This window comes from Mesorhizobium metallidurans STM 2683 (assembly GCF_000350085.1).
Taxonomy (GTDB): Bacteria; Pseudomonadota; Alphaproteobacteria; order Rhizobiales; family Rhizobiaceae; genus Mesorhizobium; species Mesorhizobium metallidurans.
In genome coordinates, this window is sequence record NZ_CAUM01000130.1 from 33,750 (window position 1) to 47,302 (window position 13,553).

At 63.6% G+C, this 13,553-nt stretch carries 16 protein-coding genes and 1 riboswitch; of the genes, 6 read left to right on the forward strand and 10 right to left on the reverse strand.

The window, feature by feature from the left end; genetic code table 11:
- Positions 1-208 precede the first annotated feature (208 nt).
- Both MESS2_RS21120 and MESS2_RS21125 read left to right on the forward strand, forming a co-directional pair.
- The gene (locus MESS2_RS21120; protein WP_008876483.1) at positions 209-592 is read left to right on the forward strand and encodes a RidA family protein; all 384 of its coding nucleotides are present in this window, start codon (positions 209-211) and stop codon (positions 590-592) included.
- A 57-nt stretch (positions 593-649) separates the two neighbouring features.
- Positions 650-1,453: a creatininase family protein gene (locus tag MESS2_RS21125; protein ID WP_008876484.1), complete on the forward strand. Its 804-nt coding sequence runs from the start codon at positions 650-652 to the stop codon at positions 1,451-1,453.
- 18 nt (positions 1,454-1,471) lie between these two features.
- On the opposite strand, the gene MESS2_RS21130 is transcribed toward MESS2_RS21125, so the two are convergent.
- Together MESS2_RS21130 and cobD are read right to left on the reverse strand one after the other, a co-directional pair.
- Positions 1,472-1,981 (reverse strand): tyrosine phosphatase family protein, encoded by a 510-nt coding sequence (locus tag MESS2_RS21130; RefSeq protein WP_008876485.1) that lies wholly within the window; start codon positions 1,979-1,981, stop codon positions 1,472-1,474.
- Positions 1,978-3,033: a threonine-phosphate decarboxylase CobD gene (gene cobD / locus MESS2_RS21135; protein ID WP_083918648.1), complete on the reverse strand. Its 1,056-nt coding sequence runs from the start codon at positions 3,031-3,033 to the stop codon at positions 1,978-1,980. The genes MESS2_RS21130 and cobD overlap by 4 nt, the downstream gene beginning before the upstream one ends.
- Here cobD and cbiB point away from each other — a divergent pair.
- Positions 3,032-4,003, forward strand: a complete 972-nt coding sequence (gene cbiB / locus MESS2_RS21140) for an adenosylcobinamide-phosphate synthase CbiB (RefSeq protein ID WP_008876487.1) — start codon at positions 3,032-3,034, stop codon at positions 4,001-4,003. The two genes, cobD and cbiB, sit on opposite strands and share 2 nt — an antisense overlap.
- A gap of 32 nt (positions 4,004-4,035) precedes the next feature.
- On the opposite strand, the gene cobO is transcribed toward cbiB, so the two are convergent.
- From cobO to MESS2_RS21165, 5 genes are all read right to left on the reverse strand, one after another.
- Positions 4,036-4,665, reverse strand: a complete 630-nt coding sequence (cobO, locus tag MESS2_RS21145) for a cob(I)yrinic acid a,c-diamide adenosyltransferase (RefSeq protein WP_008876488.1) — start codon at positions 4,663-4,665, stop codon at positions 4,036-4,038.
- A complete protein-coding gene (cobU, locus tag MESS2_RS21150) occupies positions 4,652-5,182 on the reverse strand; it encodes a bifunctional adenosylcobinamide kinase/adenosylcobinamide-phosphate guanylyltransferase (protein ID WP_040593635.1) in 531 nt (176 codons plus the stop codon). The genes cobO and cobU overlap by 14 nt, the downstream gene beginning before the upstream one ends.
- Positions 5,175-5,984, reverse strand: a complete 810-nt coding sequence (locus tag MESS2_RS21155; protein WP_008876490.1) for a CbtA family protein — start codon at positions 5,982-5,984, stop codon at positions 5,175-5,177. The genes cobU and MESS2_RS21155 overlap by 8 nt, the downstream gene beginning before the upstream one ends.
- 15 nt (positions 5,985-5,999) lie before the next feature.
- Positions 6,000-6,179 (reverse strand): CbtB domain-containing protein, encoded by a 180-nt coding sequence (locus MESS2_RS21160; RefSeq protein WP_008876491.1) that lies wholly within the window; start codon positions 6,177-6,179, stop codon positions 6,000-6,002.
- A 35-nt stretch (positions 6,180-6,214) separates the two neighbouring features.
- Positions 6,215-6,410: riboswitch (cobalamin riboswitch) on the reverse strand.
- Between the two features lie 66 nt (positions 6,411-6,476).
- A complete protein-coding gene (locus MESS2_RS21165; protein ID WP_008876492.1) occupies positions 6,477-7,169 on the reverse strand; it encodes a gamma-glutamylcyclotransferase in 693 nt (230 codons plus the stop codon).
- A 118-nt stretch (positions 7,170-7,287) separates the two neighbouring features.
- Here MESS2_RS21165 and MESS2_RS21170 point away from each other — a divergent pair, with 118 nt between their 5' ends.
- On the forward strand, positions 7,288-8,469 hold the full coding sequence (locus MESS2_RS21170) for an aromatic ring-hydroxylating oxygenase subunit alpha (RefSeq protein ID WP_008876493.1): 1,182 nt from the start codon (positions 7,288-7,290) through the stop codon (positions 8,467-8,469).
- Between the two features lie 3 nt (positions 8,470-8,472).
- Here MESS2_RS21170 and MESS2_RS21175 read toward each other — a convergent pair whose 3' ends face one another.
- A complete protein-coding gene (locus MESS2_RS21175) occupies positions 8,473-9,672 on the reverse strand; it encodes an MFS transporter (protein ID WP_008876494.1) in 1,200 nt (399 codons plus the stop codon).
- 246 nt (positions 9,673-9,918) lie between these two features.
- Between MESS2_RS21175 and MESS2_RS21180 the strand changes: the two genes are divergently transcribed.
- Entirely contained in the window at positions 9,919-10,917 is a 999-nt protein-coding gene (locus tag MESS2_RS21180; protein WP_008876496.1) for a heparan-alpha-glucosaminide N-acetyltransferase, read from the forward strand.
- Positions 10,914-11,405: a methyltransferase family protein gene (locus MESS2_RS21185; protein ID WP_008876497.1), complete on the forward strand. Its 492-nt coding sequence runs from the start codon at positions 10,914-10,916 to the stop codon at positions 11,403-11,405. Before MESS2_RS21180 ends, MESS2_RS21185 begins: the two co-directional genes overlap by 4 nt.
- Before the next feature lie 36 nt (positions 11,406-11,441).
- Here the strand turns inward: MESS2_RS21185 and MESS2_RS21190 are convergent, their stop codons facing one another.
- A complete protein-coding gene (locus MESS2_RS21190; RefSeq protein ID WP_006203215.1) occupies positions 11,442-11,828 on the reverse strand; it encodes a MerR family transcriptional regulator in 387 nt (128 codons plus the stop codon).
- 145 nt (positions 11,829-11,973) lie between these two features.
- Complete coding sequence (gene mgtE, locus MESS2_RS21195; RefSeq protein WP_008876499.1) at positions 11,974-13,398, reverse strand: magnesium transporter; 1,425 nt, start codon at positions 13,396-13,398, stop codon at positions 11,974-11,976.
- Between the last annotated feature and the right edge of the window lie 155 nt (positions 13,399-13,553).

Genomic DNA, 13,553 nt, shown 5'->3' on the forward strand with positions numbered 1-13,553 from the left:
TGCCTATTTTTTGGACGTCTGTCCACAATCGCCCCGATCACATGCACCGCATCTTGAAGGCCTTGCCGGTCCGGCTTTAGAGCGACGTGCGTCCGTTTGGACGCACAAAGTACGCTCTAGGACTTTTGAATCTTCGCATCGTGCTTTCCGAAAATCGAACCCGATTTTCGGGCCGATGCGATAGGCTGGCCGCAAACAGGAGATTGCCATGTTCAGATTCCTCACGCCGAAGTCGATCAAGCCGCCTTTCGCCCGCTACAGCCACGGCGTCGAGGTGCCCGCGGGGAAGCGGCTGGTGCTGTGCTCGGGCCAGGTCGCCATCACGGTGGAAGATCAAATCCCGGAGGATGCCGGCGCCCAGGCCGAACTCTGTTTCCAGAACATAGCGGCGATCCTCGGAGAGGCCGGGCTTGGGCTTCAAGACATCGTGCGCATCAATGCCTATGTCACCGACCGCGCCTTCCTCAGGCCCTATATGGACGTTCGCGACCGGCTGTTTTCGAGCCCCGCGCCGGCCTCGACGCTGATGATCGTGTCCGGTTTCGCCCGGCCTGAATTCAAAGTCGAAATCGAGGTCGTCGCGGCAGGGTGAATCGACAGCCGATGCCCGCCGCGCTAGGTCTGACCTGTTCATTGAAAGAGGCATGACATGACCGCTGCAATCAGACGCGTATGGTGGGGCGACTACCGGACCACCGAATACGCCACGATCGATCCGGAGGCGACGATCGCCATTCTGCCGGTGGCGGCGATCGAACAGCACGGCCCGCATCTGCCGGTTTCGACCGACACCGCGATCATGAACGGCATGCTGGAAACCGTCATTGCGCGCCTGCCCGGCGATCTCGACATCCGCATCCTGCCCGTCCAGGCGGTGGGCAAGTCGAACGAACATCTGCATGCGCCGGGCACGCTCACCCTGCCGGCAACGACGCTGGTCGATGCCTGGACCGAGCTTGGCCTGTCGGTCTCCCGCGCCGGCGTCAGGAAGCTGATCGTCGTCAACTCGCATGGCGGCAATGAGGAGATCATGGGCATCATCACGCGCGAATTGCGCGTGCGCGCCAAAATGCTGACGGTGAAGACGAGCTGGCAGCGCTTTGGCCGGCCGGCCGGCATGTTTACCGAGCTTGAGGACCGTCACGGCATCCATGGCGGCGACGTCGAGACCTCGCTGATGCTGTATTTCCGGCCGGATCTCGTCGATATGGGCAAGGCTGACAATTTCGCCAGCAATGTCGGCCGTGCCGAAAAGGAATTCTCGCTGCTGCGCCACACCGGAACGCATGCCTTTGCCTGGATTGCCACCGACCTCAACCCGAACGGCGTGGTCGGCGATGCCAGTATTGCGACAGCCGAAAAAGGCCGGCTGACCGCCGAACATCAGGCCGACGGCTTCATCAGCCTCCTGAAAGACGTGCGCAAGGCGAAGCTCGCCGACTGGCTGGCATAGCGATCTCGCGAGCCGAATTCAGCGGTCAATGTTCAGCGCGAACGGCGTGCCTTCGAAAGCATCCGCGCCGCGCCCGATCGCCTGGATGGCTTCGATCATCCGGCCGCTGCGGTCAAGCAGCGTGTCAGCCACCGAAATCAATCGCGGATTGGGTGTTGCCGAGGGCGACAGCGCGCGCAAAGTCTCAGCCAATTCGACCTCGTCGCGCTTCGGCGCCAGTGCTGCCGCAATGATGTAGGCCGAGGCGGTCGAGCGGCTGATGCCGGCATAGCAATGCACCACCAGCGGCCTTGCCCGATCCCACCGGCGCGCGAAATCGAGCAGGCTGCGGACGTGCTCCTCGCCCGGCATGGTCATGCCGTCCTGCGGCACGGCAATGTCATGCATGACGAGGTGCAGATGGTTCTCCCCGGCGATCGAGGCCGGCCGCGTCACCTCGGTGCCGGCTGCCAGCAGCGAGAGCAGCCGCTCGGCGCCGGTCTTCGCCACTGTTTCCTCGACCTTCGACAGCGAACAGACATGGATCATCGCTTGATCTCCCTGTCGGCATCGTTGCGCCGCGAAGCCCAGTCTGCAAGAGCGGATTCGAGCCGCCGCCATTCCTCGTCCCCGCCCGGCAGTCCGGCGCGCAGCACAAGCGGCCGATCGGAGAAATGCCGAAGCAGGACGCCGCGTTCGCCGAGCGCCGAAAACAGGCCGGCAGCGTCCGGCAGTCTGACACAGCGGAAGAGCGTGGTGCCGCCGGCGACGGGAACGCCGAAGCGATCAAACAGCGCGTCAAGCCGCGCGGCGTCTCCGGCCAGTTCGCGCCGCATCTCGATCTGCCAATCAGTGTCGGCCAGCGCGCGGATGCCATATTCGAGCGCCGGGCCGGCGACCGCCCATGGCCCGAATTGTGCTTCCAGCCGTTCGACGGTCAGCGCATCGGTCAAGGCAAAGCCGAGCCGCAGGCCGGCCAGGCCAAAGAACTTGCCGAAGGAGCGCAGCACGACGATACCGCCCTGCCCGACATCGGCCGCAAGGCTTTCCCTATGCGGGCCGACATCCATGAAGGCTTCGTCGACGACCAGCAACCCGCCCCTGGCGCGCAATTTCTCGGCAAGCCGAAGCAGGTCTTCGCGCTTGACGACGCGCCCGTCCGGATTGTTGGGATTGACGATAGTGGCGAGGTCGGCCGCGGCAAGCGCCTCGAAACCATCGACCTCCGCCACCGCATGGCCGGCGATCGCTGCCGCTCGGCTGTGCTCGGCATAGGTCGGGCCGAGCACCAGCGCCTTGCCGGGTTTTACCAGCGAAGCGACGCGCGGCAACAGTATCTGCGTGCCGGGCACCGCCGCCACATTCGCCGCCGATGGCGCGCCATAGGCGCGCGCCGCGACATCGGCCAGTTCGCGGGCGCGTGCACCTTCCGGCAACCGTGACAGGGCGGTGGCGGGCAGCTCGAAAAGCGGATAGGAGTGCGGATTGATACCGGTCGAGAGGTCGACAAAGGGCTGCGGCGCGTGGGGAAAGAGCGCCTTCGCCCGGCCAAGGCTTCCGCCGTGATCCACTGCTGCCACCGCTCCATCAAGAAGCTTCATGTCGTTCCTGATCGCCTTCCTGTCACTGATTATTGAATTCGCTCTAGGTTATCCGGATTGGCTGTTCCGTCGTATCGGCCATCCCGTTACCTGGTTCGGCAGGCTGATATCCTTTCTCGATCGCAGGCTCAACCACGATACTGATTCCGACGCGCTGCGTCGCCGGCGCGGTGTTCACGCGCTGCTGGTCATCGTGCTGGTGCCGGCGGTTATCGCCCTGGTGCTGGAAATCCTGCTGTGGCAGGTCCTCCCTTCCGGTCTGCTCGTCGTGGCAATTCTCGCAACGTCGCTTTTGTCGCAGAAGAGCCTGGCCGAGCATGTCGAGGCCGTGGCCGACGCACTCGACAATGGCGGGCTTGCCGTCGGCCGTGTTGCGGTCTCGCACATCGTCGGCCGAGACCCCGAAACGCTCGACAGAGCCGGTGTCTGCCGCGCTGCGATCGAGAGCCTGGCCGAGAACTTTTCCGACGGCATAGTCGCGCCCGCCTTCTGGATCGGCGTCGGCGGGCTCCCCGGCGGCGCAGCCTACAAGGCCGCCAACACCGCCGATTCGATGATCGGCCACCGCACCCCGCGCCATGAGGCGTTCGGCCGGGCAGCGGCGCGTTTCGACGATCTGATCAACCTTCCGGCGTCGCGGCTGACCGCGCTGCTCATTGTGCTGGCGGCTCTGTTCGTCAAAGGCGCCGATGCGAAAAATGCCTGGCGCACCGTGCGGCGCGACGCGAAAAAACACCGTTCGCCCAATGCCGGCTGGCCGGAAGTCGCGATGGCCGGGGCGCTGGGCCTCGCCCTTGCCGGGCCACGCAGCTATGGCGGCGTGGTGGTCGAGGATGCGTTCATGGGCGATGGCGGCCGGCGTGAGGCCGAGAGCGCCGACATAAGGCAGGCGCTGAAACTCTACCGGACGGCCGACTTTCTGCTGATCGCGCTGTTTGGGCTGATCGCGGTGATCGTCCTTATAGCGTGACTTACCCTCTCCGGGAGGGGGGGTAAACCTTCTTAGAACTCTATCCCTTGCTGCGCCTTCACGCCGGCCGAGAAATGGTGCTTGGTCACGCCCATCTCGGTCACCAGATCGGCCGCCTCGACCAGAGCCGGCTTGGCGTTGCGACCGGTGATCACGACATGCAGGCCTTCGCGCCGGCCTTTCAGCGCCGCGACAACCCTGTCCAGATCGAGATAATCGTAGCGCAGCGCGATGTTCAACTCGTCGAGCACGACAAGGCTGATCGAAGGATCGGCCATCAGCTCGAGCGCCTTGGCCCAGGCGGCTTCGGCCGCCGCGATGTCGCGCTTCAGATCCTGTGTTTCCCAGGTAAAACCCTCGCCCATCGCATGCCAGACGACGCGGTCGCCGAAGGCGGCGAAGGCGTCCTTCTCGCCAGTGTGCCATTTGCCCTTGATGAACTGGACGACGCCGACGCGCTTGCCATAGCCGAGCATCCGCAGCGCCAGCCCGAAGGCGGCGGTGGTCTTGCCCTTGCCCGGCCCGGTGTTGACGATCAGCAGGCCCTTCTCGATCGTCTTTGCCGCCACTTCGGCGTCCTGCACCGCCTTGCGCTTGGCCATCTTGGCGCGATGGCGTTCCTCGTCCCCCTGTTCAATGGTCTTGGCATCAATATCGGTCATCTCGCTTCACCTTGAGCGGCAGCCCCGCCACCATCAAAAGCACCGTGTCGGCGACTGCGGCGACCTGCTGGTTGAGCCGGCCGGCAGCGTCGCGAAAGCGGCGGGCGAGCGCATTGTCGGGCACGATGCCTTGGCCGACTTCGTTGGAGACCACGAACCATGGCCCGCGCGGTCGCGACACCACATCGGCCAGCTGCCGGCATTCGGCCTCGAAATCATGCTCGGCCAGCATATGGTTGGTCAGCCAGAGCGTCAGGCAGTCGATCAGGACCGGTCGGCCGTCAGGCAATGCAGCGAGCGCGCCGGCAAGGTCGAGCGGCGCATCCACCGTCGCCCAGCCCTCGCCACGCCTCGACTGGTGCAGCGAGATGCGTTCGCGCATCTCATCGTCATGGGCTTGCGCCGTCGCGATATAGGTCCACGGCCCCCGACAGGCGGTCACCAATGTTTCGGCGTGCGCGCTCTTGCCGGAGCGCGCGCCGCCGATGATGAAGGTCAATCCCTTGCGATCAGGCAAAGCTGTCGCGCAGGCTGGTCGCCGCGCCGGTGAAGCGTCCGCGCACCACGCCGACGACGGCGCCGAGCACCAGCCAGAACGCCAGGTTGGTCAGCGTCACCGCCACCACGAACTGGTGGTGCAGTCCTTCCGGGATCGCGGTCTCGAAACTGTCGGGCTGCGGCGCGCCGACGATATGCGGCGCCACGATCAAGGCCACAGCCAGCAACGCCAATGGCAGCGATTTGCGGAAGGCGAGCAGGCCGAGACCGGCCGCGGTCGCCACCACGGTTGCCGTCCACCAGATCTGGCGCTGGGTGAGATCGGCCGCCGGCATCGCCGGCAGTTCAGGCGGCAGGCCCAGGCCCGGCGCCAGCGTGAACGCGGCAAAGCCCGCCAGGCCCCAGAACACGCCCTGGCGCCAATTGCCGATGCCGCCGGCGAATTCCGAGACAGCGACAAGGACCAATGCGAAGCCGATGCCGGTGACGATATTGGCTGCCACGCTGAAGGCGTAGCGCTCGAAGCCGTCGGCCGGCGCCCAGCCTTCGTCTTCTTCCGCGGGAGCAGCCGCTTCGGCCGGCGCCGGCGCAGCCGTGCTCATCGCAGTTTCCGCCGTTGCCGAGGGGCTCGTTGCATTGGTATTGGCTGCCGGAGCCGCCGCGGCGGCTTGATCGTGCCCCTGGCCGCCGCCGGTCTTTTCAAAAACTTCAGCCTGGGAAATCAGAGGATAGGTTGCAAAGGCTTGCATGCACGCGAGAACGACGCCGGCCACAAGCCCTGCGATCGCCGCGATGAATACGACGTTGCGAAACAGTGTCATGATGTCAATTCCTGGTCAGTGGCAGGGAAATGCAATGGAATGGCGATAGTCGTGGGCGGCATTGTGGACGGCCTCGATTTGCGAGAAGCCGACAAAGCCCATGACGAAAATGCCGAGCAGCGCGGCAAACGCGAGCTGCATGAAGCGCGACTGCGCTGAAACGGAAGCGCCGAGAGAGACGGAAGCGGTATTCATATCTTGTCCTTTCGCCCTCCCCCGAGGGCATAGAAGTCATTTCCCTGTCGCCGGCAGGTCTCCTGGCTCGCGGATCAGCGCCCTTCCCCACCTTCCCGAAGAAAAATCTTCAGTGGCATATGGAGAGGACTACCGCACACAGTTGCGGGGGCAGCCACGGCATTGGGCAGGAATTCACCCTCACCGCATTCCCTCTTGGTCCCTAACGGAACCGACGACAGCCGTGACTATAGGCAGAATCGTCGCGCCCGGCAAACCAAATTCCGCCCGTTACCAGCGTGAATGCGCCACGCGGTTTCAAGGCTTCGAGGCAGCGATCCGCTCGGCAACCAGCCGCTGCAGCCGCCACAGATGGCGATCGTGAATGCCGCGCTCTTCCAAATTTTTCACCGTGTTGTAGAGGTAGTCGGCGCCTGATCCCCAGTGCCCGCAGGATGTGGCGAGCTTTTCGACCACCTCTTCTTCCCCAAGCGGTCCGCCATAGGTCGTTCCCTTGCGATTGATGACGAAGGCCAGCGCCTTGAACGGCCCGCTGTCGCTTGCCAGCGAGAGCAGGCGCGGATGGTAGCTCGTCGGCTTCAGCGTCACCTCACGCCTGAAAAGCTTGTCGATCTGCGCGCGGCGATCGCCATCGCTCAGCCGAAAGGCAACACCCTTGCATTGTCCGCCGCGGTCCAGCGCCATCATCAGCCCCGGGCTCTGCTTGGTGCCGCGCCAGCGCGTCATGTTCATGCAGAAGGATCGGTGCCAGCCGCGCGCCACCGCGACCTGTTCCTCGACATGGTCGATTTCGGGCTTCCAGATCAGCGAGCCATAACCGAATAGCCAGAGCGGTTCGCTTGCAGGCAGTTCCGCCTCGAACGCATCCAGCATCGCATTGTAGTCGCTGTCGTCGAGATGCATTGCGTCCGGGTCGGGTCCGCTATCCTCGACGGTGCGAAAACAGCGCGCCACCAGTTCGGGCGTGAGTGACATCTGTCGTGCGGTCATGTCCCAATCCCGTTGCTTCCGGCATGATTAGGCATCACGACCGAAGCCGGCAATGCCGTAGCCCCAATTGACAAACGATTTGCCGGGGTGTCGGCTGGTGCATCACAGGAAGCCTGTCATGCAACCCGGTCCGAGCGAGCGTGATCCCTATAATGGCCTGACCCGGGCCGAGCCGACGCTGCCCTCATCAGCCTATTGGGACGCGGAAGCCTATCAGCGCGATCTCGACGCCATCTGGTACAAAAGCTGGCTGCTTGTCTGCCGCGAGGCCGACCTTGCCCAGCCGCTGGCTTTCAGGACATTCCGGATCGGCACGCAGGAGATCGTCGTGCTGCGCGACGAGACAGGCGCGTTGCGCGCCTTCCACAACACCTGCCGGCATCGCGGCTCGCAGCTTTGCCAGGAGAGCGAGGGCCGGCTGAAGGCACGGCTCATCACCTGTCCCTATCACGCCTGGTCCTATTCGCTGCGCGGCGATCTCGTGCGCGTGCCGTCGAAGTCACTACCTGAAGGTTTCGACAAGGCCGAGCATCCGCTCTACCGCGTCGCGCTGTCGGTGTGGAGCGGCTTTGTCTTCGTCAATCTCGCCGAGGATGCCGGCGGTTCGGCTGAGACATCCTTCGATCCCGCATCCGGCGACCTCTCCAACTGGCCGCTGGAAACGCTGGTGTCGGGCCATGTGCTGCGCAAGGTGATGAACTGCAACTGGAAGATCTTCTGGGAGAACTTCAACGAATGCCTGCACTGCCCGGGCGTCCACAAGGACCTGTCAAGGCTGGTGCCGATCTACGGCCGCGGCCTGATGGGCCGGCATGACGATCCCCAATGGGCGCGTCACGCCGACAATGACGCGCCGGAGTTTTCCGGTGGCCTCAGGGCCGGCGCCGAGACCTGGTCGAGCGACGGACAGGCGCATGGGCCGGTCTTTGCCGATCTTACCCCGGCAGAGCGCGCCGCCGGCCAGACCTACGCCACCAGCCTGCCGTCGATGTTCATCGTCGGTCATGTTGACTATGTCAGGACCGTGCGACTCGTGCCGCTTGGCCCGGAGCAGACCGAACTCACCGCCGAATGGCTTTTTTCGTCCGAAGCGCTCGAAGCGCCCTCGGCCGACATCGACAACATCGTCGCCTTCGGCAGGCAGGTGCTGGAGGAGGACGCTGGTATTTGCGAGGTCAATCAGAAGGGCTTGCGCTCGATGCGCCACAAGGCTGGAGTGCTGATGCCCGAGGAATACGACCTGCACCGCTTCCACAATTGGGTGCGCGAGCGCAGTGCAGCACATTCGCCCAAGCCCTGAATATCAAAGGGATTTTGGCAGATAGCGCCAGGTAACGAAGCCGCAAACCGCCGCTAGCAGGCCGAGCGTGGCGAACACCGAGCCCAACCCGAAAAACGCCAGCACCACCGAATAGACCAGCGGCGGTGTCAGCTCGGAAAAGTCGAGATAGGTGCGATAGACCGCCGCCATCTGCGCCCTCTCGTAGAACCGCACCGAGCGCATGAAGGCGGTCGAGCCCAGCGCGTCGAGAGCGATGGCGAAGAATGCGCCGCACAGCAGCAAGGCACCGGTAAGAAACGGCACGGATTCACCGACGGCGCCCGCCGCCAGCAGCATGGCCGACATGGCGAAATAGGCTGATGTCATGGTGCGCCGGCCACCAAAACGCTGTCCCACTCTGCCCCAGAAGATGGCCGTGAACAACAGCGCATTGCCCGCCGAGACCAGCAGGCCGCCGGCGAGTTCGCCCTCGCCGGTGATCACCATGAATAGCGGCCCGTAGACAAAGAACGTCGTCCAGAAGCAGGAACGGCCGAAGGCGATCAGCCAGGCGAGCCGCAGCCTGGGCTGCGCGACGAAACGGCCGATATTAGCAAGCGGATTGGCCGGCCGCGTCTTGCCCGGGCGGATCGACGGGTTGTCGCCGAGCCTGTAGGTCCAGAACAGCGCCAGCAGGGCCATGGCGAAGATGGCGACCGCGCCATGCGCGGCATAGATGCCGAAACGCGTGTAGAGGAAGATGCCGAGTGTCGGCCCGCTGGTCCAGGCGAGCATCGACCACGCCATGCGCAGCGATTCGGCCTGCATGAAATCGGTCTTGCGGATATGGTCCATGATGTAGAGGCTGAGCGTGATCGAGAGCGCGCTGGCGCCCATCACGCGGCAAAGCATGCCCACCAATTGCCCGGTGAGCGTGTGCGTAACGAAGAACAGCGAGCCGACGGCAAGCAGGCAGGCGCCTGCGGTGTAGACCCAGCGCCGGGCAAAGCGCCGGATCAGCATCGGCATGAACAGCGTCACCGACAGGCCGAGCAGCGCCACGACGGTGTAGAGGATCGAGACGATCTGTTCGTTGCGGAGGATTTCGTAGGCCTGGATCGGGATGACGCTCGACACGGTGGCGCGCGCGAAGGATTCGACCGCATAGAGCGAGGCGAAGGTGCGTGCATCCGCCGGTCGCAAGGCCGGAAGCCCGATCGGATGGCGCACATGGGTAGCCATTGCCCTCCCCGAAGCAGAATCGCCCAAAGCAGAACGCGGGCCCAAATCTGCCGTGGTAATTCCTGACCCGGTAACAGGAAACCGACACGTTCACGGCAAAAAGCGAAGCTGGTCAAAGGCTTTCCGGCGCTGGCCTAAAGCGAGCTTTGATGCGGAGATCAGCGTCGAGGCCATCGATGGTCAGCTTCTGTTGTCAGGTGCAACCGTGATAGATGTCTTGCGGGGCTGAATCAGAATTGCGAGACCATGAGCATCCATACGCCGACCGCACCCGTTCAGGATCGACAAAAGCGCATCATCGCCATCGACATCGCGCGCGGCATCGCCCTGCTTGCCATGGCAAGCTATCATTTCACCTGGGACCTCGAATTCTTCGGCTACACCGACCCCGGCCTGACCGCCTTCGGCTGGTGGAAGTTCTACGCGCGCTGCATCGCCTCGACCTTCCTGTTCCTGGTCGGCGTCAGCCTCTATCTCGCCAACGGCAAACAGATCCGCTGGCCAGGCTTCTGGAAACGCTTCGCCATGGTCGCCGTAGCGGCAATTGCCATATCGGTCGTCACCAGGGTCGCCACGCCGGACGGCTTCGTTTTCTTCGGCATCCTGCACCAGATCGCGCTGGCCAGCCTGCTCGGCCTGGCGTTCCTGCGGCTGCCGGCGTTGCTGACGCTTGTCGTCGCGGCCCTCGTCATCGCCGCACCCTTCTATCTCAGGTCCGAGATCTTCGACCATCCGGCCCTATGGTGGGTCGGCCTGTCGGCATCCAATCCGCGCTCCAACGACTATGTGCCACTGTTTCCATGGTTCGGCGCCGTGCTGCTGGGCATCGCGGCGGCGAAACTCGGCTCCGCCTCCGGAGTGCTGGCGCGGCTGGCGAACCTCGTGCCTGGCCGCTGGTCAAATCCACTGGTGTTCATCGGCCGGCACGGCCTCGCCTTCTACCTGATCCACCAGCCGGTGCTGATCGGCTCGGTCTGGCTGTTTTCGCAAATCATGCCGGCACAGGTCGAGACCAAGGGAGTGACTTTCCTGAAATCCTGTCAGCTATCGTGCGAGCAGACACGCGACACGGAGTTCTGCTCCAACTATTGTGTGTGCATGCTCGACACGCTCGAGGGCGAGGCCACGCTTGATCGGCTCTACAGCAACGATCAGACTCCGGAATGGAAGGCGCATATTGGCGAACTCGCCGGCGCTTGCACCGCCAAGACCGAGAGCACATTGATGGAGGGAGGCCAACAATGACCGCCAATCAGCCGAAAACAGGACTGCCGAAGCCCGGGCACATACCATGGCCACCGCTGATCTATCTCGCGGCGATCGCCATCAGCGTCGCGCTCGGCCTGTTCTACCCGCTGCCGTGGATCGGCGACCTTCTCGGCGACATCCTGTTCGCTGCCGGTCTTGTGGCGCTATTCGGCGTCGTCGCACTCTGGTTCACGGCGATCCGAACCATGATCCGGGCGAAGACGACCCTCAACCCGAATGGCGTGCCGGAGCATCTGATCACGTCAGGCCCCTTCGCCATCAGCCGCAACCCGATCTATCTGGCCAACACGCTGTTCATGATCGGCATCGCCTTCGTATCGGGCATCGCCTGGTTCCTGCCGATGGCATTCATCGCCGCCTTCGCAACGCAGAAGGCCGCGGTCGAAGGCGAGGAGAAAATACTGGCGGCGAAATTCGGCAAGAAGTACCGGGACTACGCGAAAAGGGTCAGGCGCTGGATTTGAGCCGAGGCAAGGCCGTTAAGTGCCGAGGCAAGGCCGTTAAGTATTGACGCCGAGTTCGACCAGCCGTTCGACGCAGGATTCCTCGGCCTGGTCGAGCTCGGCCAGTGTCTCCTCGAGGTCGCGGCGCTTCTGCCTGAGATCCTCGCGCTTTTCCTCGATGCGCTTGATCATCAACTTGAGCTGGCCGACCTCGCCGGGCGGCTCCTTGTACATCTGGATGATTTCGCGGATTTCATTGATCGAGAAGCCGAGCCTTTTGCCGCGCATGATCTGGCGGATGAGATGCCGGTCGGACGGGCGGAACAGCCGGGTGCGGCCGCGCCGCACCGGCTGTACCAGCCCCTCATCCTCATAGAAGCGCAATGTCCGCGTCGACACGTCGAATTCGCGGGTCAGTTCGGTGATCGAATAATATTCCCGCATCGTCACTCCAAATGCCTGGACTGGCGGATTGCCGATCATTCGGCGTCGCCCTTCTGTCCAAAAGGGCTCATCCCGTGCCGGAATCGACCGGCAGCTCCCCGTCGAAGCCTCGCACGCAACTTACGTAAAAGTCAATTGAAGCGCCTTATCCGACTCCCGCGCCCAGACGCAGCCACCAAGTGGCAAGGCTAAGGAAGGCGAGGAAACCGATGACGTCGGTGATCATCGTCGTGAAGATCGATGACGAAATCGCCGGATCGGCGCCGAGCTTGTCGAGGAACAGCGGAATCAGGATGCCGCCCAGCGCCGCGGCCAGCATGTTGACGATCATCGCCGCGGCAATGACGAGGCCGAGATCGGCATTGTGGAACCAGAGGCCGGCGACCAGCCCGAGGATCGTCGCAATGATCGTGCCATTCAGCATGCCGACCATAACCTCGCGCCGGATGACGCGGCCGGCATTGTAGATATCGAGGTCGCGTGTGGCGAGCGCGCGCACGGTCACTGTCATCGTCTGCGTGCCGGCATTGCCGCCCAACGAAGCGACGATCGGCATCAGCGCGGCAAGTGCCACCATTTCCTCGATCGTCGCACCGAACATGCTGATCACGGAGGCCGAAATGAAGGCTGTGCCGAGATTGACCAGCAGCCACGGCACCCGCGAGCGCGATGTCGCAGCAACTGTATCGGACAGTTCTTCGTCGCCGACGCCGCCCATGCGCAACAGGTCCTCCTCGGCTTCCTGCTGGATGACGTCGACCACATCGTCGATGGTCAGCACGCCGACCAGGCGCTCGTTCTCGTCGACGACCGCAGCCGACAAAAGGTCATATTGCTCGAATTCCCGCGCCGCCTCTTCCTGGTCCATGGTCGCCGGAATGGCGTGCCGCGTCTCATGCATGACCTCTTCGACCTTGACCGAGCGCTTGGCGCGCAGGATCTGGTCGAGGTCGATGGCGCCAAGCAGCTTGAAGCTCGGATCGATGACGAAAATCTGACTGAAGCGGTCGGGAAGGTCCTGATCCTCGCGCATGTAGTCGATGGTCTGGCCGACCGTCCAGAACGGCGGCACCGCGACGAACTCCGTCTGCATCCGGCGGCCGGCGGTCTCTTCGGGATAGTCGAGCGAACGGCGCAGCCTGATCCGCTCGGTGAACGGCAGTTGCGACAGGATCTCGTCCTGATCTTCCTTTTCGAGATCTTCGAGGATGTAGACGGCGTCGTCGGAATCGAGTTCCTGCACCGCTTGCGCGATCTGCTCGTTGGGCAGATTGTCGACGATCTCCATGCGGATCGCCTCGTCGACCTCGGTCAGCGCCGAGAAGTCGAAGTCGGCGCCCAATAATTCGACCAGAGCACGGCGCTGCTCGGGGTGCAGCGCCTCGAGCAGGTCGCCCAGTTCCGACTGGTGCAGGTCGTTGACTTCGCGCTTCAGCGTCAGCGTGTCGCGATCGGCGATCGCCGCACCGATCTGGGCCAGGAACGACGACAGGACGGCGCCGTCCTCGCCGTAGATATCGGCGTGGCCGTCCTCAGCGGCTCTGGTGTCTTGTTCGTCCTGGCCTTCCACCAGCGCCTCCCGCCATCAGCATTCCGGAAAAGGTGCCTGTCAGGTCTAGACCATGATCCAGAAAAGGGGAAACCGGTTTTGGCAAAATTCGATGCTCAAACACAAAGATAGAGCGGTGGTGAGATTCGGCACGAGAACCGGCCCGCGCAACGCAC

Excerpts from the sequence above, each read along its gene's own strand:
- MESS2_RS21155 (WP_008876490.1), bottom strand. The coding sequence starts at position 5,984 with ATGACACTGTTTCGCAACGTCGTATTCATCGCGGCGATCGCAGGGCTT.
- cobO (WP_008876488.1), bottom strand. The coding sequence starts at position 4,665 with ATGACCGATATTGATGCCAAGACCATTGAACAGGGGGACGAGGAACGC.
- MESS2_RS21180 (WP_008876496.1), top strand. The coding sequence starts at position 9,919 with ATGAGCATCCATACGCCGACCGCACCCGTTCAGGATCGACAAAAGCGC.
- MESS2_RS21175 (WP_008876494.1), bottom strand. The coding sequence starts at position 9,672 with ATGGCTACCCATGTGCGCCATCCGATCGGGCTTCCGGCCTTGCGACCG.
- MESS2_RS21165 (WP_008876492.1), bottom strand. The coding sequence starts at position 7,169 with ATGACCGCACGACAGATGTCACTCACGCCCGAACTGGTGGCGCGCTGT.
- MESS2_RS21185 (WP_008876497.1), top strand. The coding sequence starts at position 10,914 with ATGACCGCCAATCAGCCGAAAACAGGACTGCCGAAGCCCGGGCACATA.
- MESS2_RS21120 (WP_008876483.1), top strand. The coding sequence starts at position 209 with ATGTTCAGATTCCTCACGCCGAAGTCGATCAAGCCGCCTTTCGCCCGC.
- MESS2_RS21190 (WP_006203215.1), bottom strand. The coding sequence starts at position 11,828 with ATGCGGGAATATTATTCGATCACCGAACTGACCCGCGAATTCGACGTG.
- cobD (WP_083918648.1), bottom strand. The coding sequence starts at position 3,033 with ATGAAGCTTCTTGATGGAGCGGTGGCAGCAGTGGATCACGGCGGAAGC.
- MESS2_RS21125 (WP_008876484.1), top strand. The coding sequence starts at position 650 with ATGACCGCTGCAATCAGACGCGTATGGTGGGGCGACTACCGGACCACC.
- MESS2_RS21130 (WP_008876485.1), bottom strand. The coding sequence starts at position 1,981 with ATGATCCATGTCTGTTCGCTGTCGAAGGTCGAGGAAACAGTGGCGAAG.
- MESS2_RS21160 (WP_008876491.1), bottom strand. The coding sequence starts at position 6,179 with ATGAATACCGCTTCCGTCTCTCTCGGCGCTTCCGTTTCAGCGCAGTCG.
- cbiB (WP_008876487.1), top strand. The coding sequence starts at position 3,032 with ATGTCGTTCCTGATCGCCTTCCTGTCACTGATTATTGAATTCGCTCTA.
- MESS2_RS21170 (WP_008876493.1), top strand. The coding sequence starts at position 7,288 with ATGCAACCCGGTCCGAGCGAGCGTGATCCCTATAATGGCCTGACCCGG.